23 protein-coding genes and 1 pseudogene are annotated in these 26,483 nt (G+C 56.7%); 5 read left to right on the top strand and 19 right to left on the bottom strand.

Annotated elements, in window-relative coordinates; all coding sequences use genetic code 11:
- Positions 1-59 precede the first annotated feature (59 nt).
- Complete coding sequence (locus PH547_RS31280; RefSeq protein WP_120764250.1) at positions 60-785, bottom strand: helix-turn-helix domain-containing protein; 726 nt, start codon at positions 783-785, stop codon at positions 60-62.
- Positions 786-966: 181 nt separating this feature from the next.
- The gene (locus tag PH547_RS31275) at positions 967-1,512 is read right to left on the bottom strand and encodes a helix-turn-helix domain-containing protein (protein ID WP_004125942.1); all 546 of its coding nucleotides are present in this window, start codon (positions 1,510-1,512) and stop codon (positions 967-969) included.
- Between the two features lie 885 nt (positions 1,513-2,397).
- Here PH547_RS31275 and PH547_RS31270 point away from each other — a divergent pair.
- On the top strand, positions 2,398-2,859 hold the full coding sequence (locus tag PH547_RS31270; protein WP_004125939.1) for a DUF3846 domain-containing protein: 462 nt from the start codon (positions 2,398-2,400) through the stop codon (positions 2,857-2,859).
- 869 nt (positions 2,860-3,728) lie between these two features.
- Positions 3,729-5,027, top strand: a complete 1,299-nt coding sequence (repC, locus tag PH547_RS31265; protein WP_184805587.1) for a plasmid replication protein RepC — start codon at positions 3,729-3,731, stop codon at positions 5,025-5,027.
- A 265-nt stretch (positions 5,028-5,292) separates the two neighbouring features.
- Here repC and PH547_RS31260 read toward each other — a convergent pair whose 3' ends face one another.
- A complete protein-coding gene (locus PH547_RS31260) occupies positions 5,293-5,760 on the bottom strand; it encodes a helix-turn-helix transcriptional regulator (protein ID WP_004125932.1) in 468 nt (155 codons plus the stop codon).
- 986 nt (positions 5,761-6,746) lie between these two features.
- Here PH547_RS31260 and PH547_RS31255 point away from each other — a divergent pair.
- Positions 6,747-6,974: a hypothetical protein gene (locus PH547_RS31255; protein ID WP_154668707.1), complete on the top strand. Its 228-nt coding sequence runs from the start codon at positions 6,747-6,749 to the stop codon at positions 6,972-6,974.
- A gap of 284 nt (positions 6,975-7,258) precedes the next feature.
- Here the strand turns inward: PH547_RS31255 and PH547_RS31250 are convergent, their stop codons facing one another.
- From PH547_RS31250 to PH547_RS31240, 3 genes are all read right to left on the bottom strand, one after another.
- A complete protein-coding gene (locus PH547_RS31250; RefSeq protein ID WP_184805585.1) occupies positions 7,259-7,918 on the bottom strand; it encodes a helix-turn-helix domain-containing protein in 660 nt (219 codons plus the stop codon).
- 418 nt (positions 7,919-8,336) lie between these two features.
- The gene (gene fixJ, locus PH547_RS31245; RefSeq protein WP_004125927.1) at positions 8,337-8,957 is read right to left on the bottom strand and encodes a response regulator FixJ; all 621 of its coding nucleotides are present in this window, start codon (positions 8,955-8,957) and stop codon (positions 8,337-8,339) included.
- A complete protein-coding gene (locus PH547_RS31240; protein WP_184462165.1) occupies positions 8,944-10,440 on the bottom strand; it encodes a PAS domain-containing sensor histidine kinase in 1,497 nt (498 codons plus the stop codon). The genes fixJ and PH547_RS31240 overlap by 14 nt, the downstream gene beginning before the upstream one ends.
- 234 nt (positions 10,441-10,674) lie before the next feature.
- Between PH547_RS31240 and hemN the strand changes: the two genes are divergently transcribed.
- Positions 10,675-12,027 carry an oxygen-independent coproporphyrinogen III oxidase gene (gene hemN, locus PH547_RS31235; RefSeq protein WP_004125924.1) on the top strand — a complete coding sequence of 451 codons (1,353 nt, stop codon included), beginning with the start codon at positions 10,675-10,677 and terminating at the stop codon, positions 12,025-12,027.
- A gap of 153 nt (positions 12,028-12,180) precedes the next feature.
- On the opposite strand, the gene PH547_RS31230 is transcribed toward hemN, so the two are convergent.
- Positions 12,181-12,405, bottom strand: a complete 225-nt coding sequence (locus tag PH547_RS31230) for a hypothetical protein (RefSeq protein ID WP_004125917.1) — start codon at positions 12,403-12,405, stop codon at positions 12,181-12,183.
- 318 nt (positions 12,406-12,723) lie between these two features.
- On the opposite strand from PH547_RS31230, the gene PH547_RS31225 reads away from it, so the two are divergent.
- The gene (locus PH547_RS31225) at positions 12,724-13,938 is read left to right on the top strand and encodes an IS701 family transposase (RefSeq protein ID WP_184805583.1); all 1,215 of its coding nucleotides are present in this window, start codon (positions 12,724-12,726) and stop codon (positions 13,936-13,938) included.
- Between the two features lie 409 nt (positions 13,939-14,347).
- On the opposite strand, the gene thiS is transcribed toward PH547_RS31225, so the two are convergent.
- The 12 genes and pseudogenes from thiS to ccoN all read right to left on the bottom strand — a co-directional run bounded on the left by thiS (position 14,348) and on the right by ccoN (position 26,430).
- A complete protein-coding gene (gene thiS, locus PH547_RS31220) occupies positions 14,348-14,545 on the bottom strand; it encodes a sulfur carrier protein ThiS (protein ID WP_004125916.1) in 198 nt (65 codons plus the stop codon).
- On the bottom strand, positions 14,536-15,516 hold the full coding sequence (thiO, locus tag PH547_RS31215) for a glycine oxidase ThiO (protein ID WP_184805581.1): 981 nt from the start codon (positions 15,514-15,516) through the stop codon (positions 14,536-14,538). The genes thiS and thiO overlap by 10 nt, the downstream gene beginning before the upstream one ends.
- 359 nt (positions 15,517-15,875) lie before the next feature.
- Positions 15,876-16,556, bottom strand: coding sequence for an OmpW/AlkL family protein (locus PH547_RS31210; RefSeq protein WP_004125911.1), 681 nt, complete (start codon positions 16,554-16,556; stop codon positions 15,876-15,878).
- A gap of 347 nt (positions 16,557-16,903) precedes the next feature.
- Positions 16,904-17,044: pseudogene (ccoS, locus tag PH547_RS31205) on the bottom strand (cbb3-type cytochrome oxidase assembly protein CcoS); the annotation flags it as partial.
- Entirely contained in the window at positions 17,041-19,326 is a 2,286-nt protein-coding gene (locus tag PH547_RS31200; RefSeq protein WP_004125906.1) for a cation-translocating P-type ATPase, read from the bottom strand. The gene PH547_RS31200 and the pseudogene ccoS, both read right to left, overlap by 4 nt.
- Positions 19,323-19,817 (bottom strand): FixH family protein, encoded by a 495-nt coding sequence (locus PH547_RS31195; RefSeq protein ID WP_184805579.1) that lies wholly within the window; start codon positions 19,815-19,817, stop codon positions 19,323-19,325. The genes PH547_RS31200 and PH547_RS31195 overlap by 4 nt, the downstream gene beginning before the upstream one ends.
- A complete protein-coding gene (gene ccoG, locus PH547_RS31190) occupies positions 19,814-21,388 on the bottom strand; it encodes a cytochrome c oxidase accessory protein CcoG (protein ID WP_120764289.1) in 1,575 nt (524 codons plus the stop codon). The genes PH547_RS31195 and ccoG overlap by 4 nt, the downstream gene beginning before the upstream one ends.
- Before the next feature lie 353 nt (positions 21,389-21,741).
- Positions 21,742-22,911, bottom strand: a complete 1,170-nt coding sequence (locus tag PH547_RS31185; RefSeq protein WP_028755415.1) for an ISAs1 family transposase — start codon at positions 22,909-22,911, stop codon at positions 21,742-21,744.
- 136 nt (positions 22,912-23,047) lie between these two features.
- On the bottom strand, positions 23,048-23,911 hold the full coding sequence (gene ccoP / locus PH547_RS31180) for a cytochrome-c oxidase, cbb3-type subunit III (protein ID WP_004125903.1): 864 nt from the start codon (positions 23,909-23,911) through the stop codon (positions 23,048-23,050).
- A gap of 1 nt (position 23,912) precedes the next feature.
- Entirely contained in the window at positions 23,913-24,065 is a 153-nt protein-coding gene (locus PH547_RS31175) for a CcoQ/FixQ family Cbb3-type cytochrome c oxidase assembly chaperone (protein ID WP_028755102.1), read from the bottom strand.
- 9 nt (positions 24,066-24,074) lie between these two features.
- A complete protein-coding gene (ccoO, locus tag PH547_RS31170) occupies positions 24,075-24,806 on the bottom strand; it encodes a cytochrome-c oxidase, cbb3-type subunit II (protein ID WP_004125901.1) in 732 nt (243 codons plus the stop codon).
- 7 nt (positions 24,807-24,813) lie between these two features.
- Positions 24,814-26,430 carry a cytochrome-c oxidase, cbb3-type subunit I gene (gene ccoN / locus PH547_RS31165; protein WP_004125900.1) on the bottom strand — a complete coding sequence of 539 codons (1,617 nt, stop codon included), beginning with the start codon at positions 26,428-26,430 and terminating at the stop codon, positions 24,814-24,816.
- Positions 26,431-26,483 lie beyond the last annotated feature (53 nt).

Below are 26,483 nucleotides of genomic sequence, written 5' to 3'. Positions count from 1 at the left end.
AAGAGACACGCTTCGAACGCGGTTACCTGGTAGCGACGGCATAATTGGGTCGGAACATGCTATCGCACACGTAGCCCAATGAGGTTTGCAGGAAGGATCGTGAAGATGGCCTGACAGTCGATCGGCGTTTGGAAAGCCCGGTTTAAAAAATGGCACATGATGCCGAGAAACTTATGGGGCTCTAGACGCGCGGATGTCCATCTTGGCCATGGGGGCGACCCATGAGACCGTATACGTTGACGCAGACTGATCAGAACACCGTAAAATCTTCTTGCAGACGGGCGGGCCATACGTTTTTTAAAATCCTCCACCGCCAATTCGTTCTGGGCATAGTGGCGAGGACGGGCAGACAGCTTGGCAAAGCCCATGGCCTTCAACTCACGTCCCACGGTGCTTTCGTCCAGCGATATCCGATAGTCCTCGAATATCAAGCGTGCCAGGTCCTTCAACCGCCAGCGCACAACGCCGTGAATCGCCGGGATCGGCCCCTTCTCCACAAGACGACGAAGCTCCTGGCGCTGATCGTCGTTGAGTTTCGGACGCTTGCCCGGAGCCTTCACGTTTAAAAGACCCTCAGGGCCTTGCGTGTTAAAGCGCTCGACCCAGTCCCGCACGATCTGCACAGTCACGCCACCAACTCTCGCGGCCTCGCCGCGCGTCGCTCCATCATAAATCTGCGCGAGAGCCAGAAGCCGCCGCGTCTGAGCGGCATCTTTCGACAGCCGCGCCGCCTTGCGCAAGTCATCGCCAACATAATCCGTCCGAAGCCGAAGTGCTGATCCCATGGCAAACCTCCCGTTTGCACCATGGATTCAGATTCATCGCGTTTTGTGAACCCTCAAGAGTCAGCAGCAATGCCGATTGGTATTACCATAGGTAGTGCGGACAAAGCAGCAGAATACATGTTCGAGGAGTGGCCGGGAAATGTCACGATGGATTTACTTCAATTAGCGCAACGCATTTCGGTCATTTGCTGCCGTCAATTTGCTTACCAATTGCGATTTCGACACCATTGCGGCATTCAGGATCGCCTACTGTCTGGCCATCATTTTGGCCGCAGGTCTCGCCTATGCGACCTAACAAGCTGAAAACATCTCGCAGAGTCTCTTCGTCCAAGGTCCGCAACTTTTCGATTGAGGCCAATAGCAGAACCGCTTTTGCTTCAGTCCCACCCCAGAGATGGGGTGCTGCTGGCGCGATAATTTCCTCCGGAGTGGCGTCCAGAACCTCACAGAGATGAATTAGCCGGCATACCGTCAGGCGGGAGATCTTATTTTCGTAGCGGCCGTAAACCTGTTCGCTCAGCCCAAGCAGGGGCGCAAGTTTCGATCGAGGCAGTTTTCGTCTGTCGCGGGCGCCGCGAAGACTGGTGCAGATCTGTTCTTCCAGTTCGGCGCTAAGCACAATTCGCCCATCAAAAGGCTTCCGATAGACAGGTTTGTCTATGCGTGGGTCAACGACCTGCTGTAAACCGAGTTCTTTAATCCATTGCTTCAAAGATGGACCTGCCATTGCTGAGACTGAGGGTTAACGCGCAAGATCTCTTTTATACGGAAAAACGTTAAGGTTAAAACCTGTAACGTTGCATTTTTGATCATTTTTGGCGCATCTTTCTATCAAGCGAATTCGTCAAACGTGCACTAATTTCGCATATTATTATTGTTTTTCAATACATAATTGAAATCGGCACTGGTTTCTCTTGGTGCAAGAAAAAACACAATCGCACCAAATTGGCTATCGCCAGGTTACGCACCGCACTGGCATGGCGTTCCCGACCGATCCGATATCGTGAGAAACGCATCAATGCGATGTCTAGAATCTGTAGGGTGGTTTTCCTGTGGTTTTTGTTCACTGCGACCCCGAAGCGGCTCTCTGTCGCTTAGGTCTGATGATCGACATGCGGGAACGCGAGATAGGCCATCAGCCTCAGAGGGGATCGCCGAAACCCGTTCATAGATGGGCTCCTCCAGATCGTGTTTTTTTGAGGTCACAAGTCGGGACGGGCGATCGGGTTATCCAGCGCTCTCCACGCGTTACGCTTACTGAAAATTGCATACTCAGCTCAAAAAATGAGTCGACTGACATAATGCTTTCCATTTTTTTGCCGAAAAAACGCAAAATATATTTGGCTCACCTTCAAGCGTTCTCACTAAAGGTATCCTATGAAATACCAGCTCGATTCAACTGATTTCAGTACAAATCTTTAGAATTTCAGCCGACCCGGAAAGCTGTCCAGATTGCGAAACACGTGCCAAATCGGCGCGTACGGCAATTTACAACGCCCTATGAGAACAGCATATTGCGTCGCGCCGCCGCTATCTATGGTTGGTATCACAGCTCTCCCTTCTCCCTCATCTCTGTGGGCACGAGATCGCTTCAAATAGGAGGCTAAAGCAAATGAAAAATATCGTGTACGTGTTAGAGTCGGATACCGCCCGTTTTGGGGCGGTTGAGCTTCAGGATGGAAGCATTGCTCCGATCTATGACTTGATTGGTAGCAGGCTAATCGAGATGATCCGCTTTGACGATATGCACTCGCTGTTCGTAGATGAAGAAGCGTTGCGTGACGGGCTAACCGCCTTTACAATCTTTGATGGCTGTCCAAAGCCTCTGGCGGGGAAAATTGTCCTTGTGGGAGGCGACTGCGGACAACCTTATCGTGCCCCATTGATCACGATTGCGGATGCGGCGGCACGCTTCCGATGTTGCCGGCCGGTGCTCGATCCAGTCTTTGCCACGGCCGGCGATATGACGCCAAAGGGTCTTATAGTTGCCGGGGCACTGGCAAGCTTGCAAGTCCGCATTGATCGTCGCTCTCCCGTGCTCGAAGAGAGCGAAAATCGCGGTTTGATACAATAAATCCGACCGCCACGCTCGCGAAAGATCGCGCGGGCATGGCGGCAAAAGCTTAGGTATTCGGTTTCAACTCACTCACTCATTTGCCAGGCGGCAACCCCTTAATGAATTTGCTGCGGTGGCGCTGCCGCTAAATAGGCTGGCAGATCTCAGGGAACTCCGGAAAACGCGCGCACCGTTTGCAGGTCTGAGATGGCGATCCAACGCACCTCGGGTAATCATTGCTCCAGGAGATCAGATCTCAAAACCCAAAATGAGGGGATGGAGTTTACGTCGACCACGCACGGCACAATCCTCCCGCCTCTTGTGATAGCCCCCGGGTCGATGATGACCAGCTGGGAAAGCGGGCTGTCGCTATTCATCCAGCCATCCACGTTTCGCACGCTGATCCTCAACGTCAAGTACGGGAGGAGCATTGCGTTTTCGGTCAAGCGTCATTGGCTCCATGTCCGAGCATCGGCCAATTTGAGAATTTTGTCCGTAAGGCGAACCAAATTTGATCGGTCGAAACGGTATCGAAATGGCATTTAGACTTTCAAAACAATTAATAAAATCAATGCGTTAGTTTAGTCACTATCCCGCTGCGACCTCAAGTAGCAGCTCAAACTCGTACATATCTTGCGCCAAATTGATTTGTTGGGATATGCTTTTCGCGTATCGACCGCAAACATCCCGACGCGTGCGTCGGGTTTGAAATGGAGAGAAAAAACCGGCCAGAAAAAGAAAAACCGCTCCCGAAGCAATCCGGAAGCGGGTCTGTAAGAGAATAAATTAGCCAAAACCTTTCTCGCAGACCCTTCCTTCCTTGTCAACAAAAAACATCACTTTGGTGAACGGCGGAGCTTTGCCTGGTCCCGAACGGAGACGAGGACATGGAAGATATGACCACCTGCCAACGGCCGGTCGGCCGTAAGATAACGCCCCAAAGGGCTGAATTCCGGCGCTGGGCAAAATCGGCAGAAATCGGAATGGTGACGCGTGCCCAATTGGCTGTGCTTGCTCAAAATCTGACCTGCACAGGCCTGATAAATGGAACGGAAAGCCATCTGTTGCTAATATTGATCAACACCGCCCCCGCCGATACTTTCGATACGTCGGGGCGGCCAATCGTGTTCAAATCGAACCGACAATTGGCATTTGAGGTCGGGCGTTCGGCCGGCCGGGTCAGTCGAATGCTTTCCAAGCTTTTCGATCTGGGTTTGATCACGATGCAGGACAGTGGAAACTATAAGCGATATCCCGTCAGAAACAGCGATGGCGTCATAACGGATGGATGCGGGGTCGATCTTCGAATATTGGTCCTGCGATATGGCGAGCTTACTCGCCTCGTAAAAGACATCCGAGCGGAGAAGAGGGCGACCGAAGCTGCCTTGCGACGGTACCGAGGCGCCTTGCGCAATATCCGTTGTGCCCTCGCTGCTGTCGCTGATGTAAGTGCAACAATGCGCCAACGCATTGCCGACCGGGTCGAGCGCATCAGCAATTATATCGGAATTGCTGCCAAAGCATCCAACCGGATGCTGCGTCGTGCGACTGTCCTTCTTGAATGGTCTATGGACCGACTGATGCGGCTTGACCCGCGACCTCAAGACCAACTCGGCGCAGGGAAAACGACATGCGTGCCTGTCGAAAACGACATGCAGAAACAGACTACACCTCCTTATCAATCAAAACGTAGTAGTAATGTTCGAGAGGGTTCGGCTCATGTCGGACAATACAGTTTTCCAAAAGCCAGCGCCGCCAGCAGCTCGGCTTTTGAAGAAACCGCGACCCTTTGGCGAGGCTCAGTCAGCGAGCGAGAACCTCAGCGGCAGGCTCTAATCGCGCTTAAGGATGTCTTGCGGGCGGCCCCGGCCCTCGCGGAGCTTGGATGCACTCCCAAGAGCTTCCAGGAGTTTGTTCGGCTGACTCCGATGCTGTGCCGCTTCGTCGGGATCTCAGAGGATGCCCGCCGTGGCGCCGTGGAGGCAATGGGCGAACAGCAAGCAGCGGTGGCGGTGGCAGTTATTCTGGAAAAAGCAAATCGGCAGGAGGTCAGTTCGCCCGGCGGATATCTGCGCGCAATGGCCGAGCGCGCAGCCGCGGGCAGATTGTATCTTACCCGCTCGGTCTTCGGTCTGGCGGCTCGCCGCGACCTTGAGCAAAGGACTCGAATGGCCGGGCAAACTTAACTGGTGGGTCACGCTCTTAAGCGGTGCAGCGTTCTAGTCGACACTGTTCATGCGCCACGATCAAAGTGAGCGACGATGTCGGCGCATGCGGTGACCGACCGGAAAACGAGTGAGTGTGAGGTCCAGGATTCTATAGTTGTGGCGCTGGTTCCTTTAAAAAGATGATCATGAAAACCACTTTGCGGCGAGATCGCGGTGAAGACCGACGCTGTCCGTTGCCGGAGTGCCTACCAGACAGCCAAGCTTACCTGCGATTGATGTCTCATTAGCTCCCGTTATCTTGAGGCACCATACGCTTCAGCAGCCGAACGAGATCGCGCTTTGCCTCGCTCGGAAGGGTTCTGATAATTCGGTCCAGAGTGAGACGATCCTCGGCTTCCTCAGGCGTGCGCCCCCAAAGATGGGGCGCCGCTTCAAAGAGCATATCTATGGGCATAAAGCCGAGAATTTCACAGAGATGGATCATTCGGGTGACCGTCATCCTTGAAAACGCCCGCTCGTAACGTCCGTACACGGGTGTCGACAGACCGAGCATTGGCGCAAGATCCGCGCGAGCGAGGCCCTCGGCCTCGCGCGTTTTTTTTAAAAATGCGCTGATCAGTTCTTCCATATCTCCTAGCGTCGCAACTTTCCCGTCAAAACCGGGCTTGCGGTAGATCGGCTTGTCGACTTCCGGATCGGTGGTATCTACGAGGCCTCTCGCACTTTTGTAACTTTCTAGATCTTGCGTCACCGCCTGTCCCTATTTTTCAACAATCGCCGGTCAGCGTGGATCGCCGTGGACGGACTTGAACTGCTTGCCTTTGCCCCTTTGAGGTCGTCTTCTGTCCGTTCCGAGGGGAACATTGTCAGGTTATAACAACTTTAGAGAGCTTAGCCAATTTGCTTCAGTAATCCGATGCACGATGAAGTCAAATCACGGCTGCGAGATCGGCGATCTAATTTAATCAGCGACAAACGATTGCTCGCTGGGACCATTTTCAAACCACCACGATCCCCTTGAAATTCAGCGAGAATTCGCGAATACATCCTTCAAGCTCCTTAATGAAGTCAGCGGCAATCGTCATTGGTTCCGATGTGAACGGCCGAGCCAAGGGTCGGCGCATCTTCGTGTCCGCTTATATCCCATTTGGTTAGCAGGAAAAGTAGGACCGTACCCTGGTGATGATTTTCCCAGAGAGCCTTATCGGCTATCCCTCTCCGGTTGTTGCGTAAAACCAAGCGATTTGTGATGGCCGGCTTGCTCGCGCGAAGCGGACGGGATAGTGCCTGTCTTTAAATGACGGAACCGGTCGTCGAGCGCATCGTAAAGCTCGCAGAGCGTCAAAGCGAAAGGCTTACTGCGGCTTTCTGGGGGCTGGGCGGCTATCAGGGAAGCGCTCGTCTTCTCTGGTAGGTCTCGGCCATGCGGTGCCCGATTGACGCGTCAAGAATGCCCGGATTGAATCGGGGCTCGGCCTTGAACCCGACTGAATCGCGCGCCGGATCGGCATCCCCGCGCCACTGGCTTGACGATGCCGAGACGCTCAGCGGACGTGCGGCGAAGGCCGCTGAGGCTGCCGTTGAGGGCTGCGGCATCGTTCGTAACGACACCGCGCTGACCCTGCTCGCACACCGCATCGGCCTTCGAAATAGCAGGTGCGATCGATCTTGCCGGGACATGTTCCGGCTTCCGCTACGCTCGCGGACGGCGCTGTTCGCAGGCAGGGACGACAGGCCATGGTGGCGGCCAATAATCTCAGCCACCGGATCAATCCAGCCGAAGGGCGACCTCTTTTCTTTTCCAGACGCCGCCGGCGCCGGCGTCTTGAGGCCATTAGGCAATACGGAGAAGCCATTCTCGGTTTGGATCTCGCGGTGGACGACAGCCGCTACGATCTGATCTCCTTCCTGTTGGGGGCAGCACCTGGCCCCTCGCTCCAGGCATGGTGGCGGAGGGTTTCCTGATGATGATGCGGGACGGTCGTGCCGTTCAGGCCAATGCCCGAATGTCCGATGTCGTTACCAACGGGATCGGCATCGATCCACAAAACTCCTGCTGACAGGCTCTGAAGCGCGCCTGACGGAAGGTGACCGTCGTTTACGGGCCACGCCATCAGTTCCAGACAAGGACCTGAAACAAGTTGACGTGGGCCCGCAAGACAATGTCCCAGATGAAATGACACGCGGGCGCAAATCGCGATTTTCCGCCCGAAGGCCGCAACGTCCTGCATTGCACAGGTCGCGCCGAGCTAAGATAGTCCGGCAACATGGCCACAGAGCGAACGAAGTGCATCAGGCTTCCGAATGTCGACCATTCGCGCATGTCGCAGGCTGATTATGCTTTGTTCCTTCAACTCGCTCATGGCACGCGATACCGTCTCGATCGTCAAGGCGAGATAGTCCGCAATGTCCTGCCGCGACATGGCCAATCTAAACTGCCGAGTGCCTCCCAGGCGCTCGCAGAGATCCAACAAAAATGTGGCCACCCGTTCAATCGCAGACTGCCGTCCGATAAGCAGAAGGTGTTCCTGAGCACGTTCCATAGCTTCAAGAGCAAGTGCAAGGAGTTCCGGCAAATGCCGCTGCTGAGCAAGGCCCTGTTCAAACGCCACTATTCTTGTCAGGGCGAGCGCTTCGGCAAAGTAACGATGCTGAGAGCCAGCTTCGAAGCCGAACATTTCCCCCGCGACATGGAAGGAGACGACCTGCCTCCCCCCGTTGGAAAGGATGCGACATACCTGAACAGCTCCGGTAGAAACCCGATAGCACTTATCGGCGCTCCCGCCCTGAGCGTATATCTCTTGGCCGCGCTCATATGTGACGGCGATGTGCGCTCCCCCAATTTGCGGCCCCACAATTTTCGTCGGCGAGGTCCAAGGCTGTGCTGCGGGCATGAATTTCGGCTGCATCTGGTATTCCCCATGTTCCGGGGCAAGATTGCCGGTTCTTATGGGAGCGATAAATTCGGTTTTATCACTAAGGGTAAACACTTAACCGGCATCTCGTGCGAATTGCCGGCGATTTATTCCGATCCCTTTCGAAGGGTGTTCATCACTAGAGGCAGCAGCTTGTCGTCGTCATAAGAAATCGTGGCGCCGCCCGGTCAGAAAATAATGCGGGCGAGTCTTTCGGCAAAGACGTCTCGACGCGCAGGATGGGCCCGCTAAGTCCGCGAAAGCGCCTCCAAAGTTGCCTTCGATTATATAATCCCGTCATCGAGCAATGACGATCAATTTAGAGTTTTTGGGAAAACAGATGCCATGACGACCCTTCCCGTTCGCAAGGTTACGGCAGGACCCCGAATGCGGCGAGATCAACACTACGAAGCTAGAAGGGCCCCATCTCCACCGCAACAGCCATACGAACCAGATGCGGGATGCTTTTTGCTCTCATTTTCGACATGACGCGGGCGCGATGAACCTCCACCGTGCGGCGGCTAATATTCAGATCATGTGCAATCGACTTGTTCGGAAGGCCGACCACGACGGCAAGAAGCACTTGGCGCTCCCTCTCGCTCAAGGTTTCGATGCGCGCTTGAATGGCAAGGCTCTCGTCGACGTTAGCGCCATTAACATGTAAATGGTCCGACGCTCGTTCGATCGCCTCAATGATAACGGCGTCTTCGCAGGGTTTCTCTATGAAGTCGACCGCACCGGCTTTCATCGCCTCAACTGCCACCGGCACATCGCCATGTCCGCTGATCACGATTGACGGAATTGAGATCTTTTTCACGCTAAGCTGACGGATGAGATCTATACCTGACATCTCTGGCATTCTGAGATCCGTAACAAGAATTCCGTTGTGGATGCCCGGCGCAAAGGAAAGAAACAAGGCTCCCGATTGATGCACCTTGACGGCATAGCCGTTCATGGTCAGCATGAAGGCAAACGATTTGCGCGCCGGCTCTTCATCATCGACAATATGGATCGTATAGTCAGTCGGTTTCACACGTTTGTCCTTCCGTATAGGCGGGAAGCGTGAACTGGAAAGTAGCTCCGCCAGCCGCGTTTCTTGAGACCGTCATTTCACCTCCATGGGCCTCGACAATACGTTTCGAGATCGCAAGGCCGACACCCATTCCACTTGGCTTTGTCGTGACGAATGGCTCGAAGAGCTCCGCGGCAATTTCTTCCGGAATGCCTTTGCCGGTGTCTTCCACGATAACGGCGACTTCATCCTCCTGCGTGGGCATCGTGCGGATCGTAAGCTCACGATGCTCGACGTGGCGCATAGCTTCTATGGCGTTTCGCATCAAATTAATGATGACCTGTTCGACCTGAACACGATCGACCATCACCATCTCGGCGCCGGGCACGTATTCGAAGACAGTCCTGACGCCTTTTTCTCGGGAACCTACAAGCGCAAGGACGCCTGCTTCCTCCACCAGCGTGCGGATATTTTCGAGGCCCTTTTCCGTTTCACCTGTCGTGACGAACTCTCTGAGATGTTTGATAATTTTTGCCGCTCTAAGGGACTGACGTTCAATCTCCTGCAAAGCGTTTCTCATGACCGTTGGGACATTGTTGTCCATGTCGCTCAAGAGCTTCGTACACCCGAAAGCGTAATTTGCGATCGCCGACAGCGGTTCGTTCAGCTCATGCGCAAGGGCGGATGCCATTTCGCCCATTTCGCTCAGGCGGGCCAATCTTGCCAATTCCGCCTGGATCCGCTGCTGGTGAGCAGCAGCCTCTTCCCGCTCCGTAAGGTCTCTTAGGAAGCCGATGAAAAATAAGCCACCACCCGATTCCAGCTGGCTCGCGGTTAACTTGAGGGGAAACGTCGATCCGTTCTTCCTGCGTCCGACAACTGCTTGATCTGCGAGAACGCGCTTTTCGCCCCTTCCAAGTTGCCGTTGCATATGGCTGCCGTGGACGGCGCGAAAAGGATCAGGCATCAGCAGTCGCAGGTTCGCGCCAACGAGCTCTTGTTCTGCATACCCGAACTGCCGCAAGACGGCGGCGTTGAAGGACACAATTTTACCGTCGCGGGTCGTGATCACCATCGCATCGGGCACTTTGTCCAATATCGATGTCAGATGCGCAGTGGGGGCAATCTCACTCTCGATGATGGCATGTCTCGTCGCCTGCAACACCTCTCCCAGACAAGCAATCAGAAGCACCGCAACGCCAAAGGAAACCAGTTCAAAGACCGTCGCGTAAGCCGCATCGCTCAGCCGCTGAACAAGGACATCAGCGCCAAGCGACATGCCCGCCGCTAGAGAAATCGGCTTTCCGCCGCCGATGATTGCGACCACGAGAATAGCGGGAATGAACGGCAATAGGGTAAGATCGTCGCTGGTGAACTGCGACAGGGCCAATCTCAGTGCGAGGACGCCGAATGGAGCAGCGGCGGCGACACTATAGGCGACGATCGGTCTGCCCCGCCACCGGACAAGCATCCAAGCGAGCCCGCCAGCGCCTTGTGAATGCATTTTGTGATCCACCAGGGAAAAAGGTACTGTCATCATGCCGCGCATCTCGCTGGCAGATCAAAACTAAGCTGAACTCTTTTCATCGAGTATGCTGCGCCTCCTTTGCCTCGGCGCCGCGATTTTGAAAATAATTCAAAGAAATCCGTCGCGCTCTTTGTTGAAGATCAAAGAGCCATGCAAAGCGTGTGCCTAGAATGGCCGCATTCTAGCCAGTACTCCGTAGAAGGATTTCGCATGCAATCGGCACTTATTGAAAAATACGGCGATGAGCGCCTACCCCGCTACACTAGCTATCCGACATCGCCGTGTTTCTCCCCCAACGTTGACGATAGCACTTATGAGAATTGGCTTAGCGCTGTCTCGCTGGAGAAAGCGGCATCGCTTTACGTGCACATCCCGTTTTGTCCGTCGATATGCTGGTATTGCGGATGTCACACCACGAATGCGCGCAATAGCCGACCGATCGTCGACTACCTGCGGATGCTGCGCGAGGAAGTACGCCTCGTGTCCGCAAGGACCGGGGCGCCGGTTAGGATCGACCATCTGCATTTTGGTGGAGGAACGCCAACGACCATCGGGCCGAAGAAAATGTTTGAGCTTATTGAGCTTCTGCACAAGCAGTTCGAGTTCACCGGTTCGGCCCAAATCGCGTTGGAGATCGATCCGAGGACGCTAGATCAGGAGATGGCGACGGTTCTCGGGGAAGTAGGGGTGCACCGCGCTAGTATCGGGGTACAGACCTTTGATCCGACGGTCCAAAGGGCGATCAACCGCACCCAAAGTAAAGAACAGACAATGGAGGCGGTTTTTAAGCTGCGCCGGGCGCGCATCGCCAGCATCAATTTCGATCTTATGTATGGCCTGCCAAACCAGACGGTTCAATCCTGCATCGAAACGGCCAAGGCAGCGATCGAGATGCGGCCGGACCGTTTCGCAGTCTTCGGTTATGCGCATGTACCTTCCTTCAAGAAGCATCAACGGCTAATCGACGAAGCCGCTCTCGCCAATGCGCAAAGCCGTATTTCCCAGGCAAAGGCAATTTCGGAACACCTTGTTGCGGCAGGCTACCGCCGCATCGGGATCGATCATTTCGCCAGGCCGCACGACAGTTTAGCAACCGCGCAGACAGACGGGCAATTGCATCGCAACTTTCAGGGCTATACGACCGATGCTTGTGAGGCACTTATCGGCTTGGGTTCGTCAGCTATTGGCCGCATGCCAGGCGGCTATGTTCAAAACGAGGTACTTCCCAATCGTTACGGAAAGCGGATCGCATCCGGCCGCTTGGCCACAACGAAAGGCTGGCGCTTGTCGGCCGAAGATCGCCTGCGGGCAAGTATCATCGAACGCCTGATGTGCGACTTGCAGGTCGACGTCCCGGCGTTGGCCGTCACATACGGTTTTGACCCACACGCGCTTCTTAACGGCAACCCCAGGCTCTCGATGCTCGAGAGCGACGGAATAATCGAAAACGCGGGCGGCATCATTCGTTTGCGAGAAGACGGGCGCTTCCTGATCCGCGCCGTTGCAGCAGCTTTCGATGCCTATGTGAGGGAATCGGGGCGCCATTATAGCAAGACGGCCTGAGGTTTCTCTTTGCAACAATGCAACGGGAGCCCTTCGGCATGTTATACCGCCGGCAAACCATCTCGTCTTAAGCGACTTGCCGGCCGGCTGGATGAAGAGTTGTTAACAGCCATCTTGCGGGATACCACAGACGAACGCAGATGGAACTCAATACTAATTGGCCGCAGCTCTTCGAGCGAGAGCCATAACGTAGTCATCTGCGATGTCGGCCAAGGTCAAAGCGACCTCCGGCTCCTTCCAACCGGCAGCGACGGCCGTCAGCACGAATTCACGGAATGCCACGGAAAGCACCTCCTCGCCCTCGATGACGCGATATGGATTATTCGCGGCATGTTGAGGGGCGCTGATCTGTATTGTTGTGGGTAGATGAGGTTCCATGAGACGTCCCCTGAAGGTTGACTTGTTGTAGACCTGTCCTGCATTTCTCTCTTAACTGCACTGCGATTATGCTTATTTTCTAAAAGATTAACCGTGACGTGTCGTTAGCCACGCATCCCGAATTTTGCCGCAGCGTCCATTTTGTTTGCTGGTTCAAAATTTTTTCGTTTCAGGCATGGGTGCAGTGTCTCGGCGCTTCGGCTCCCAATGCGCGATGTTGTTTAGGGCACCTCTAGGCCTCTTTACTCCGATCCATCGCCTGGTTCAGCTTAGCATTACAGTTGCGCATTTATCCATGGTCTGAATCTATAGGTCTCCATGATTCGGAGGTCATGGATGATCGGTGCATCAATCGAGACGACGCTGGAGCTTTGGGCATCCTCACTGCGCGAGGTGAAGGGTCGTATGAGCGGATTGTTTACGCAGGAGCGCGTTGCCGCATCGGCAAACCTTTTTCTGGACGGCTTGCTGGGTGACGAGCGGCGCAAGACGGGATGGATGCGCGCGGAAGCGGCTGGCGATCCCGGCCCGTGGCGGCAGCAGGCGATTTTGGGCCGGGGACACTGGGATGCGGATGCTTTGCGCGACATCGTTCGTGTCTATGCGCTTGAGACACTGGCTGATCCTGATGCAGTCCTGGTGATCGACGAGACTGGTTTTCTGAAGCAGGGCAAGGCGTCCTGCGGGGTTGGTCGGCAATATACTGGATCGGCGGGCAAGATCACCAATTGCCAGATCGGCGTGTTCGCATCGTATGTCTCCCGGCATGGTCATGCCTTCATCGACCGGGCGCTCTATCTGCCGAAAGCCTGGACGGATGACCGGGATCGCCTGGCGAGAGCCCATGTGCCCGACAGTGTCAGCTTTCTGACCAAGCCGGCATTGGCGCTCACGATGATCGAGCGGGCGATCGCTTCGGATGCGCCATTTTCCTGGGTGGCTGCCGACAGTGTTTATGGCGTAGGCGACATCGAAATAGCACTCAAGCGAGCCGCCAAGGGCTATGTGCTGGGCGTGAACGCCAACCATCCCTTCCGCTCCTGGGGTAAGCCGCTTGCTGTGGCTGGCACGGCAAAGGACATCGCTAAAGCCTTGCCTGAGAATGCCTGGAGACGCCTGTCGGCAGGCGATGGCACCAAAGGCGCTCGGTTGCATGATTGGGTGTATCTCGAACTGGCCGATCTCGACGCCGATGTTTTCGACGCGGCATTCCCCGGTATCTGGACACGCGGACTGCTGATCCGCCGCAACATCGCCGATGGCGATCTTGCTTTCTTCTCCACATGGTGCCCGGTTGGCACGTCCATGGAAAAGCTGGTGACGGTGGAAGGCCATCGTTGGGCGATCGAAGATAGCTTCGAGACTGCCAAGAACGAGCTCGGTCTCGATCACAATGAGACCCGATCATGGCATGGCTGGCATCGCCACGTCTCTCTCGTCATGCTCGCATTCGCTATGCTGGCGGTGATCCGGTACCGCGCCAACGGTGCGACGCCCCAAAAAAGACCGAGGATGCCGACCATCAAGATCTGATCCGCTGGTCCGTCCAGGAGATCCGGCGCATCGCCACTAGGCTCGCCAAGCGTCGCATAAAGCCAGCCTACATCATCGCATGGTCATGCTGGAGGCGCGCCCATCAGGCTGCCGCTCGACGAGCTCACCTGAAAACTAAAATGCAACTGTAATGTTAGGATTCGCATGCAATAGAGTATCCCTCACCACTGCAGCACTATCCGCCCCGTTCTCGAAGACCGGCGACGCGTTCCACAGTCAGCCGACGATCACCACAAGCGCTATGCTGCCGATTCGCGCCTTCGATCCCCGATGCGATCAAGACTCTGCGGCGCGCGTGACCGCATGGGCTAGGACGGCTGGCGAGGGATAGCGGGCGGTGCCGAGCAGCAGGGTGACCCAATCTGGCTTCCATAGAGATCGAGCACGATCAGCCTCCTTGCATGGGTGTCAGTATCTCGATCCTGTCATAGTCGGCGAAAATATGTTCGTCGCGATCTTCGCGATGAACCAGTTCGCCGTTGGCGGCTGTTGCCAGCCAGTCGCCTTCATGGTCGAGTGCGGCCAAAAGCTGCGAAAGCGTCTTAGCGGCGATGGACTGCGTTTCGCCATTGATGATCAGGTGCATTGGAAACTCCTTTGCTTCGTCCGATCGGAAAAGACGAGATCGGCCGCTTCGGCCGCCATTGTGGGCGCCAGCAGAAAACCGTGGCGATAAAGGCCGTTCACGTGGATGACTCTGCCGTCCCGCATCACGCGCGGAAAATTGTCGGGAAAGGCCGGGCGGATGCCGGCGCCAGTTTCGACCACGGTGGCGTCCGCAAAGGCCGGATGCAGTGTATAGGCTGCGTTCAGCAGTTCCATCGTCGAGCGTGCGGTGATCGCCCCGTCGAATTCCGTCTCGATCATCGTCGCCCCGACCATAAACAGGCCTTCGCCGCGAGGGACGACATAGACGGGAAAGCGAGGATGCAGCAGGCGGATAGGGCTGGCGAGCATGACCTCCTCTGTATGCAGATAGAGCATTTCGCCGCGCACGCCGCGCAGATCGCGACTTTGCCCGATGCGGGCAGCACCGGTGCAATCAACGATATCGGGGAAATCGTCTTCGCTCACATCATCGCTAGTAAAGACGACGCCTGCTGCCGACAGCAGCTCTTTCAACGTCCGTAGCGCCTGACGGGGGTTCAGATGAGCTTCATGTTGGAAGAACAGACCCCTGCGAAAACGCTGTGCAAGGGCGGGATCCAGCTCGGCTATGCCATCTTCGTCCAACCATTCATACCCAGACGTACGGGCCGCAAAGCGGCCGAGTTCGCCCGAATCCCGCTGAGGTGCGGCGACCAGTGTCCCTTTATGAATGACTTGGCCGGGCACGACGGCATCCCACCATTCCACGGCCATTTTCCCCAACGTCATTACTCTCTCGTCGGCGTTTACCCGCTCGCACCAGGGCGCCAGCATGCCGCCGGCGAGCCAGGATGCAGAGCGCCCGAATCCAAGATGCGGGTCGGAGACTGTTACGTGAGCGCCGCGCGCGCACAGTTGACGTGCTACTGTTAGGCCGGCAATTCCGGCGCCCTTAACGAGAACCCGCAATGTCATGCTCCCATAGGCATATAGAGATCGCCCCCTTACGGGCATTTGCGACTACGTAATCCAGCCCCTCCTTTTGCGCCTCGGCGTCGATGTCGTGCGATATTCGTACGAGCAGAATTCGGGCCGCACCTGGATACGAGGCTCAAGTGAACTCTTTGGGTGCTCGGCGGTGCTGTGACTTGCTTGCGAATTTGTCCATTTCTCAAGTTACTCCACTTCGAGTTGACCTTGATCTTCTCATAAAGTTGATGACCAAGTCGGCATGCACGTACCCAGCATCACTAACGCCAACGCCATCCAAACGCTGGTCGAGCCTTGGATGACGCAAGTCGCTAAACACCAAGCGATTTTATGAGGGCCTAGAAACGATAGGTTACGCCCGCGCCAAGCAGCCATGGATCGAGCCTGGCCTTGCCGCTGACGTTGGCCCCGCCGACGTTGGCGTCGAAATCAGGCCTTAGGAAGATCTTTTTGGCGTCGACGTTCACACCCCAGTGATCGTCGATCATATAGTCGAAGCCGGCCTGGAGCGCGACACCGAAGGAGTTCTTGACATCAAGGCTGCGAGCACTTTTTCCCGACTGGTTGTAAAACAGCGTATAGTTGAGGCCGGCGCCGACATATGGCCGAAAAGCGCCAAGGTCGGTGAAATGGTATTGTAGGGTGAGCGTTGGCGGCAGCAGCCAAGTCTTGCCGATCTCGCCGAGCGCTGAAATCGAGCCGCCGCCATGCACCTTAGCGTAGGTTGTGCCCAGGATGAGTTCAGCGGCGATATTCTCGGTGAAGAAATACGAGATGTCGAATTCCGGCACGACCGTGTCCGAAAAGGAAAGATCCGAACCCGGCAAGCCGTCGACGCGCCCAGAGTCAGTAGTGATCACACCAAGCGCGCGCAGCCGCATCTGCCATGGGTTTCTGTTGGCTGCCGCGGGAATGGGAGCCCTACTTGGTGGTGTCGTCAGATCGGCAGCGTGCGCGGTGCTCACGATACCCAATATTGCAGTAGCGATGATGACCCGTATGATGTCCTTGGAAGTCATTCTTGTCTCCTTCGATCTGAAATTCGTGAATCGAGGAGCAGTAACATCGGCTGGCACGTCAGGATTTGAGGCGGCTCAACTAAAGAAAATTGGACTGCCTGTCGCAGACAAACCCTGGCCTTGTGTGGCAATTTCGCAACGTTTCAGTCACTTGAATGACGTTTGGCATGAGACGTGTTGGATTATCCGGGCAGAAAGCCTCGCGCAATTCAACGCGGTTTCGAATCGTCATTTCGGAAAAACCTCTTCGTGTAAGACCGTCTGTGGATTCCAGGCAGTTGGGAATTTAGCAGTTTCGTCGGGTCATCTGCACTGGCGCTTGTCGATTGTTGCGCCCCCTCGGGCGCATTATCCTCACTCACTAAGATGCGCCACGAAGCCCCTTCCAAATCATCATACTGTCCGCTCTTTAGCGACCACAGAAAGCCTCCCAGCCCGAGCGTACCCATGAACAATGCCAGCGGGATCAAATAGATCAGCATATTCATATGGACCCTCCTGCTGAGGCTGCATGTTTGCCATCATGCCTAAGTTGCTCCCGCCGATTCCAGTGGTTGAGTCGCAATGCATTCGTCACGACGATCAGCGAAGACGACGACATGGCGACGGCGGCGATAAGCGGCGTCGCATAGCCCGCGATAGCGATGGGAACAGCGAGCACATTGTAACCGATGGCAAGGGCGAAGTTCTGACGGATCAAAGCTGCCGCGCGCCGCGCGACGCAGATCGCCTCCGGAACCGCGTCGAGACGGTCATTCAGGAAAACCAGGTCTGCCGCCTGTCGGCCAATGTCGGACGCAGTCGCGGGAGCCATCGACACATGCGCCGCCGTAAGTGCCGGCGCATCGTTGATGCCGTCACCAACCATCATGACCTTGTTGCCCGCCTCGGCCAAGCGTGTGCACTCTTCCACTTTCTGTTTCGGATCCAATTCCGCAATCCAGCGATCCACATGCAATAGCCGCGCTGTCGACTCGACGACGGCTTGCCGATCGCCAGACAGGATCATCGTCTGCAGCCCTGCAAGACCGAGCTGACGAATGGCTACGGCTACTCCGGGGCGAAGCGTGTCTTCGAAATAGAATCGGGCAAGTGCGATACCGTTCCTCGACAGAACGACCTCGGAGAGCGAGTCATCCGCTTCTTTTTCTTCTCGGGGCGGGATCGAACAAGCGAACTCCATATGGCCGAGACGATATAGCCCCCTGGCGGTTTCGACTTCCAGGCCCGCGCCCGGTATCTCGACGACGCTGTCGAACCGTTGCCCCTTGCCGCCGGCACTCCGCAGCAACGCCTGAGAGAGCGGATGGCGGGAATGCGCAGCAATTCCGGCCGCGATCGCCCTTTCCTCCGACCCCACATCCACCATCTCGACGAGCCGCGGCTGGCCCATCGTCAACGTGCCGGTCTTGTCAAACGCGACGGCATCGATTTCCGCGAGACGCTCCAAAGCGGAGCCGTCCTTGATCATGATGCCGCGGCGAAACAGGTTGCCTGCGGCAACAACCTGGACGACCGGCACTGCTAGACCAAGCGCGCAAGGACAAGTGATGATCAGCACCGCGACGGCGACAAGCATGGCATGCTTCCAATCTCCACCAAGGGAGCCCCAGGCAAGAAAGGAAAGCAGCGCAAGTAAATGAACCGCCGGAGCGTAAAGGCCGGCTGCACGATCCGCGACCCTGCGATAGCGCGCCCTGCCTCCTTCTGCTGCCTCCATAAGGTTGATGGTTTCCGCAAGCAGCGAGTTTTGCGCCGTCTTCGTCGCGCGAATGGTCAATGACGCCATGAGGTTCATCGCACCAGATCTCACCTCCGCGCTGTTCGCGACAGCAACTGGTATACTTTCGCCCGTGACAATAGAGAGATCCAGCTCGCTCGTACCTGCGGTCACGGCGCCGTCGACGGGGATGCGTTCGCCGGCAGCGATGAAAACATGATCACCGATGCTGATATCTTCAATCGCGGTGTAGCGCTTGCTCCCATCGGCAGCTATCACCAGCGCGCCGCGTGGCGCAAGTCTCGCCAGGCTGTTGACCGCGGCTCGCGCCTTTTGCCGCATGATGTGGTCGAGCGTGCGGCCAATGAGCAGGAAGAACAGCAGCGACACGGAGGCGTCAAACCATGCATGCTCTCCGTGATGGATCGTCTCCCACAACGATACGGCATAGGAGAGCGTGACAGCGAGCGAAATCGGCACATCCATGTTGGTGCGCCCATTCTTCAAGGCATTCCAAGCCGATCGAAAAAAGAAACGGCCGCCATAAATTAGGGCCGGCGCTGTAATCATCGCGGAAATCCAATGAAACAGGTCTCGCGTTGCTGCATCTGCACCGGACCAGACCGATACCGAGAGCAGCATGATATTGGCTGCGGCAAAGCCGCAGACACCAACGGCCAAGAGCAATTGATTGCGCAGACTATTCGTCTGGGGCGCGGCGGGAGTGAAAATATGCGCCCGGTACCCGGCTTCGGTGATCGCGGACAGAATACCCGACGGATCGACGACAGCATTATCAAGGTGCTCGACATAGGTGCAACTGACCCGCCGCGCAGTCAGGTTGACCCGGGCGCGCGTTACATAGGGTAACCTGCATAAGGACCGTTCAATGGTCGAAATGCAAGCGCCACAGTGCATATCGGGAACGCTGAGGTCCAATTGACGAAGGCCCTCCCCCAGCGGATGGCTGGCGAGGACGATCTCCTCGGCACTGGCGCAGCTATTGCTCGTTGTCATGACGCTTTCCGCGTCCATCGTGCAGCAGGTCATTGTCCAAACTCCGCCGTGTCGATGCGCCTAACCTCATGCATTACCGTGACACCGTCTCTGCGCGAGACGGTTTCCACGATCCAGTCGCCTCCCTCAATGCGATGTTTCGCTTCGAAATGGCCTTCGCTTGTCTTCGTCAGTGCAAGCGCGAAGTCCTCCCGGTCGCCCACGGGCCTTCTGAACGTCAGCGTCACGTCGTCAACCACCGCCGGCGACCCGTCACGGTTATGAATATCGTACTGAATGACATCGCGGCGCAGTAACAGATCGCCCGAAATGCCGCTGCTCGCCATAGCACGCATGGCGGCGGCCTTGCCGTTGAATTCCTGGCTTGCCACATAGGTATTTTCCACCACAAGCCCGCTCCAGCTCGTGGAAGCGAGAACTGCCATCGTCACGTTCACTCCGATCACCACGGCGAAGAACGCAACAATGACGATCAGCATATGGCGGCCGGTGAAGGGACCTCCGGTGATAACTTGGCTTCTCATTTCGGCGCTCCCGGCACGTTGAAGGCGGCCCGGTGCGTAGCCCGATCCGCATGATTTTCGTCCTCTATGACGAACAGGAATTCCTTGATTGTTTCCGGCTTGGCCTTTTGCGTGACGAACACTTTGAGCGAGGTGGCCGCGTCCGGATCCACATCGACGGTGAAGTGCCGGCCTTCCTCCTTCGAGAGTTCGGGGATCTTCATCGTCGCTCCCTCCGCGCCGTCCAGTCGGATATCGATTCTCCTCGGCATCGGCACCATATTGAGCACGCGAAGCGTATAGCCGTTGCGGATCGATCCATCGGACTCCAGGACATATTGCGGATTGCGGTCGTGAACCACGTTCAGTTCCAGCCGCTCCCGGAGCGCCAAATGCACGAGCATCGCCACCCCGATCGCTGCCCAAACAGCCGCATAGAAAAGAACGCGCGGCCTGAAGATCACGCGCCAGTTGAAGTGCTGGATATTCTCGATGAAGTCGCCATCGGCGTTTCGCACGAGATGCGGTTGCACAGGGCTCGCGCCACCATTCGTCGCCAGGTTCATGTTCGCGGCATACTCGCTTAGCGTCGCATAGGAGATCACGCCGCGTGGCTTATCGAGCTTATTCATCACACCGTCGCAGGCGTCGATGCACAAGGCGCAGGTGATGCATTCCATTTGCTGACCGTCGCGGATATCTATCCCCATCGGACAGACGGCAACGCAAGCGTTGCAGTCCACGCAATCGCCGGTAGCCAGGCCCGCCGCTTGGGCTTTTTTGGCGTGACGGGAGCGCGGCTCACCGCGCCAGTCGTTGTAGGTCACGACGAGGGAATTTTCGTCCAGCATCGCGCCCTGGATGCGGGGCCACGGACACATGTAGGTGCAGACCTGTTCCCTCATCAGCCCGCCAAGAATGTAAGTGGTCGAGGTGAGAAGGGCGACCGTGGCATAGGCGACGGCCGGCGCCTGGCCCTTGAATAAGGCAACAGCAAGGGATGGCGCATCCGCGAAATAGAAGATCCATACGCCGCCTGTGAGGACGCCGATAAGAACCCATATGCCATGTATGGCGACCCGCTTTGCAATCTTGTCCGGTGTCCAGGGACTCGCATCGAGTTTCATGCGCGCGTTGCGATCACCTTCGATCGCGCGTTCCACGACAAGGAAGACATCGACCCATACCGTCTGTGGACAGGCATAACCACACCATGCCCGCCCCACCGCCGACGTTACGAGAAACAGGCCAAAGCCAGCCATGACAAGCAGACCGGCCACATAGAAGAACTCCTGTGGCCATATCTCGATGAAAAAGAAGAAGAAGCGACGAGAGGCGAGGTCGATGAGAATCGCCTGGTCGGGCGCATATGGACCTCGGTCCCAGCGAATCCACGGAGAAAGATGGTAGATGCCGAGCGTGATCAGCATGACGATCCATTTGAATCGCCGGAACCGACCCTGCGCTCGCTTTGGAAACACTTTCTTTCGCGCGGCATAAAGCGGCTGACGGTTGCGCCGGACACCAACGTCGTCGGCGCCTGTCCGTTCGATGCGATCGTCACCTGTCATGGGAGCTATGGTGAGGATCATCGCATACCATCCTGTTGATGATCCTCATCCTGCATTTGACGAACCAAGCGTTCTCGACGCAAGTCCGGGAGAGAAAAAGCAAGCCTATCGGCTCAATCAAAAGGAGAGCCACACTCCGGGAGGGGGGTGTGGCCCGGAGGAACTACGAGCCACAGCACGAAGGGACGTCCTCCAGGCCCGGAGAATAGCAGCTTGCTAGCTTGCGATCGTTGAGTGAAATCAAAACGCTGCTAACTTTTTCAGTTCTACGAGCAAGTTTTCTGGCTGTCCGAACGCAACCGCATTGCGTAGAGAGACAAGATCGTGATCGACTGCTGACCGTATCGCCATCAGGCCAGGGCACCGAATCCGGGTTAACGGGTGAGCGCTCCGAGGATTGTTTGTAGATATTCGGTATTCCATCCGGCGCGTTTTCTGCGGAGCTTGATGGATTTCTTGTCGGCGACGGCACGCACGAGATTGATGGCGAAGTGTCTGACGATGGCCATGTTGTGGGCACCATGGCCCTTGCGCAGTCGGGATTGGTCGTCGCGGAAGACGACGTCGAGCGTCCAGTGCAGCGCATTTTCGATGAGCCAGTGACCGCGGACGGCCTGGGCGGCGGTCTTTGCGTCGAGACTGGCCGAGGAGATGAAGTAGCGGGTATCGAACCGGCAGCGATCCTTCAACTCGGTGCGGGACTGGACGCGGATCAGCGTCCTTGCGCCGGGCAGGCGCAGTTCGCCGGGAAAGCGCCGGCCTCCTGTCAGCCAATCGGTCTCGCTCGAGACGGTAACGAACCGCTGCTCGATGCGGCCATGGCCCTTGTCGACATCGATATCAGTGTTGAGCGCCCCGTCCGGTGCATCCTCGAAATAGCGTTGCATTTCGGCGCGCAACGTCGGCTGATTGGCCTTGACCGCCAGCAGGTAATCGGCCCCCTGACCGGCAATGGCGGTGGCGATGGTTGGGTTGGTGGCGATCGCATCGATCGACACGATGGCGCCGGCAAGTCCGCCATTTGCGCCAAGCCTTTCCAGAATAACCGGAATTGCCGTCGTCTCGTTGCTCTTGGCATCGACCGCTTCCTGCGCCAGAACCAGCCGCCGGGTCGTCGCATAGGCCGAAACCAGATGTAGCGCCGCCTTGCCCGCGCCGCGGTCATGGCTGCGGCGCGAGGTCTTGCCGTCGATGGCAATGAAATCCGGCTTGTCGGGCCAGCTTTCGCGCACCCAGTCGGTGAAGGCGGCCGAAAACAGCGCCGGATCGATCCGGTTCATCAGGATCGTCAACCAACGCCCGCCCGGAACCCCATGATCATAGGGCAGAAAGCGGCGCAGGAAATCCAGATGCTGTTCGCCCCATTCCGAAATCAAATCATAATCTTCACAGTCGCAGATCGTGCCGCAAACCACCAGAAACAGCACTTCCCGCAACCGGTAGGCGACACGCCAGGGATCGCGAACGTCCTCGATCTCACCGAGATGATCGAGCAACAGCTTCAATCGCGACTTCTCAAATCCCTCCAATGCCACAACGTTCATCACCATGCCCTCCGAATCATCGAGGCCATAGGGAATCAGACTTCTGGCAAGCGGGAAATCGCGTTAACCCGAGTTCGGCACCCTGGCCATCAGGCCATAAAGATTGTGATGCACGTGAATTCGTGATTTTTCTTTTCTATTTTCCACCGCCCAAGGAATGAACAAACACCGTCAACTCCTTCACGGTGGTTTCGCCCAGCCGGGCAGACCAAGCTGGCATAACGCCGTGTTTGGGCAGGGTCACCTGGCGGATGATCGCTTGCTCCCCTCGCCCCTTAAGCCAGATCGCGTCGGCGAGATTTGGTGCGCCAAACTCCTGTTTTCCCCTGTCGTCTTCGCCATGACAGACGGCGCAATTGTCGAGGAATACCTGCTTGCCGGCGTCGGCCGCTGCCGGATCGGAAACTGTGTTGGTCAAGGCCCAAATGTAAGCGGCTACCTGGCGTATCTGGGTGCGTTCGAGTACATCACCGAAGGCGGGCATCTCAGAGACATGCGTCTCGGGATCGGCATCGAAGCGGATGCCATGAGCGATTGTCTGTTGAATGGCGGGAAGACTGCCGCCCCATAGCCAATCGTCGTCGTTTAGATTGGGAAACCCCGGAGCGCCGGTGGCACCGGAGCCATGACACGGCGCGCAATTGACCTTGAAGGCCGAGGCGCCGCCTGCAATTGCAAACTCACGCAGCGTTGGGTCGGCATCGATTTCTTCAACGGATTTCGCGGCGATCAGAACATCGAGGCGAGCCTGCTCAATCTTGGCGTTGTTCATTTCGTGCTGCAGTTCAGCCCGGCTTGAGAACCCGATCAGTCCTTTGGTGGTATCCCTGATCAGGGGTATGGAGGGATAGGCGATGGCATAGCCGACGGCCCAGAGGATCGTGGCATAGAATGTCCACACCCACCATCTGGGCATGGGATTGTTGAGTTCGCGGATGCCGTCCCACTCATGGCCCGTTGTTTCGACGCCGCTGAGTTCGTCTATAGGTTTGTCCGACATCTCAATCGTCCTTTAAAGGTATGTCAGCGGCTTCGTTGGCGCCTTTTTTGCTGCCTGGCCGGAGCGTGAAGGCTATAGCCCCCACGAAAAACAAGGCCAGTGCGAGGAGCCCCCAACTGTCGGCGAAGTGACGCATTGCAGTGTATGTTTCCACGGAGGCACCTCAGCGATAGCCGGTGGCATCGTCGTAAGTCGAGAAATCAACCAGCGTTCCGAGCATTTGCAGATATGCGACGAGCGCGTCCACCTCGGTCAGCCTGGCGGCATCGCCATCGAAATCGCCGACCTTCGCTTTCGGATATCGCGCCAGCAGATCCGTCGTATTTGCGTTTGGATCGGCTTGCGCCCGCATGTCGGCTTCCGCATTCGCCAGCATGTCTTGGCTATAGGGTACGCCGACATCCTCGTTCGCCTTGAGATCCATGCCGATATCCTTAACCGTGACCTCCCTCTCCTTGAGAAAGGCGTAAGTAGGCATGATCGACTCCGGCACCACCTCGCGCGGGTTGGACAGATGCTGGACGTGCCACTCATTGGAATAACGACCGCCGACACGCGCCAGATCCGGTCCCGTGCGCTTCGAGCCCCACTGGAACGGATGGTCATACATGGACTCGGCGGCGAGCGAATAATGGCCGTAACGCTCCACTTCGTCGCGGAACGGTCGGATCATCTGGCTATGGCAGAGATAGCAGCCTTCGCGGATGTAGATATTGCGCCCGGCCAGCTCGAGAGGCGTGTACGGGCGCATGCCTTCCACCTTCTCGATCGTGTTCTGGAGATAGAACAGCGGCGCGATCTCGACGATGCCGCCAATGCTGACCACCAACAGCGACCCGACAAGCAGAAGGGTGGCATTTTTCTCGATGATCTGGTGTTTGGCGAGTATTGACATGTTTCTCTCACTCGGCGGCCTTGGCGATGAAAGCGCTGGGGATCGCGGCTTCGTCGCGCTGGCGGCCCCGGATGGTCATTGCGACGTTCCAGGCCATGATCACTCCCCCTGCCAGATAGAGAGCACCACCGACGGCGCGCAGAAGATAATAGGGGAACATCGCAGCCACGGTCTCTGCGAAGGAATAGACGAGGAAACCCTGACTATTGTATTCGCGCCACATCAGGCCTTGCTGGATGCCGGCGACCCACAGCACCGCGGCGTAGATAACGATGCCCAGCGTGGCGAGCCAGAAATGCCAGTTGACCATACGGAGGCTGTAAAGCCGCTCGCGCCCCCAGAGCTTTGGCGTCAGGTAGTAGATGGCGCCGAACGTGATCATGCCGACCCAGCCGAGCGCGCCGGAATGAACGTGACCGATGGTCCATTCGGTATAGTGACTGAGCGAGTTGACCGTCTTGACCGACATCATCGGGCCTTCGAAGGTCGACATGCCATAAAAGGCGATCGCGACGATCATCATGCGGATGATCGGGTCGGTACGGATCTTGTCCCAGGCGCCCGAAAGAGTCATCAGACCGTTGATCATGCCGCCCCAGGAAGGCATCCACAGCATCACCGAGAAGACCATGCCCAAAGTCTGCGCCCAATCGGGCAATGCCGTGTAATGCAGATGATGCGGACCAGCCCAGATGTACATGAAGATCAGGGCCCAGAAATGGATGATCGACAGGCGATAGGAATAGATTGGGCGGTTCGCCTGCTTCGGTACGAAATAGTACATCATGCCAAGGAAGCCGGCGGTCAGGAAAAAGCCGACGGCGTTGTGGCCGTACCACCATTGTGTCAGGGCACCCTGCACGCCCGAAAATAGCGAATAGCTCTTTGAGCCAAGGAAAGACACCGGCATCGCGAGATTGTTGACGACATGCAGCACGGCGATGGTGACGATGAAACTCAGATAGAACCAGTTCGCGACATAGATGTGCGGCTCCTTGCGCTTCAGGATCGTTCCCAAAAAGGTGACAAGATAGGCGACCCAGACAATGGTGAGCCAGATGTCGACATACCATTCGGGCTCGGCATATTCGCGAGCCTGCGTGATCCCGAGAACATAGCCGGTCGCGGCCATGACGATGAAAAGTTGATATCCCCAGAACACGAACCAACCGAGATTGCCGCCGAAGAGCCGGGCTCGGCAGGTGCGCTGGACGACGTAAAAGGAGGTCATTATCAACCCGTTGCCGCCGAAGGCGAAGATGACGGCAGAGGTATGAAGTGGGCGCAAGCGACCAAAATTGAAATACGGCGCGACGTTCAGATCCGGATAGGCAAGTTGCAGGGCGATCACGACACCGATCAGGAAGCCGATCACCCCCCAAAAGACGGTGGCAATCAATCCATAGCGGATGACCTCGTCAAAATAGGCTCCGTTTTTGGGTTTGGCGCTCACTGTCACGGGGGAAAAATCAATTCGCCGCAGAAGCAGTACCGTGCCCGCTAGCAAACAGAAGAACAGTATCCCCATGTGGGTTGCAAAAAGCTGGTCATGAGCGACCCCCGCGCCGACCAGTGCCAAAAAAGCCCCGACCGCAACCAGCATGGTTTCAGCGGTGTAATTCATGTCATGCTTCCCGATGTACAGACGACCACGCCAAAGGCGGCCGCCTTTCTCGC

Source organism: Rhizobium cerradonense, assembly GCF_030182455.1.
Lineage (GTDB): Bacteria > Pseudomonadota > Alphaproteobacteria > Rhizobiales > Rhizobiaceae > Rhizobium.
The sequence above is the reverse complement of the archived record's forward strand: the minus strand, read 5'-3'. Positions and strand labels throughout refer to the sequence as shown.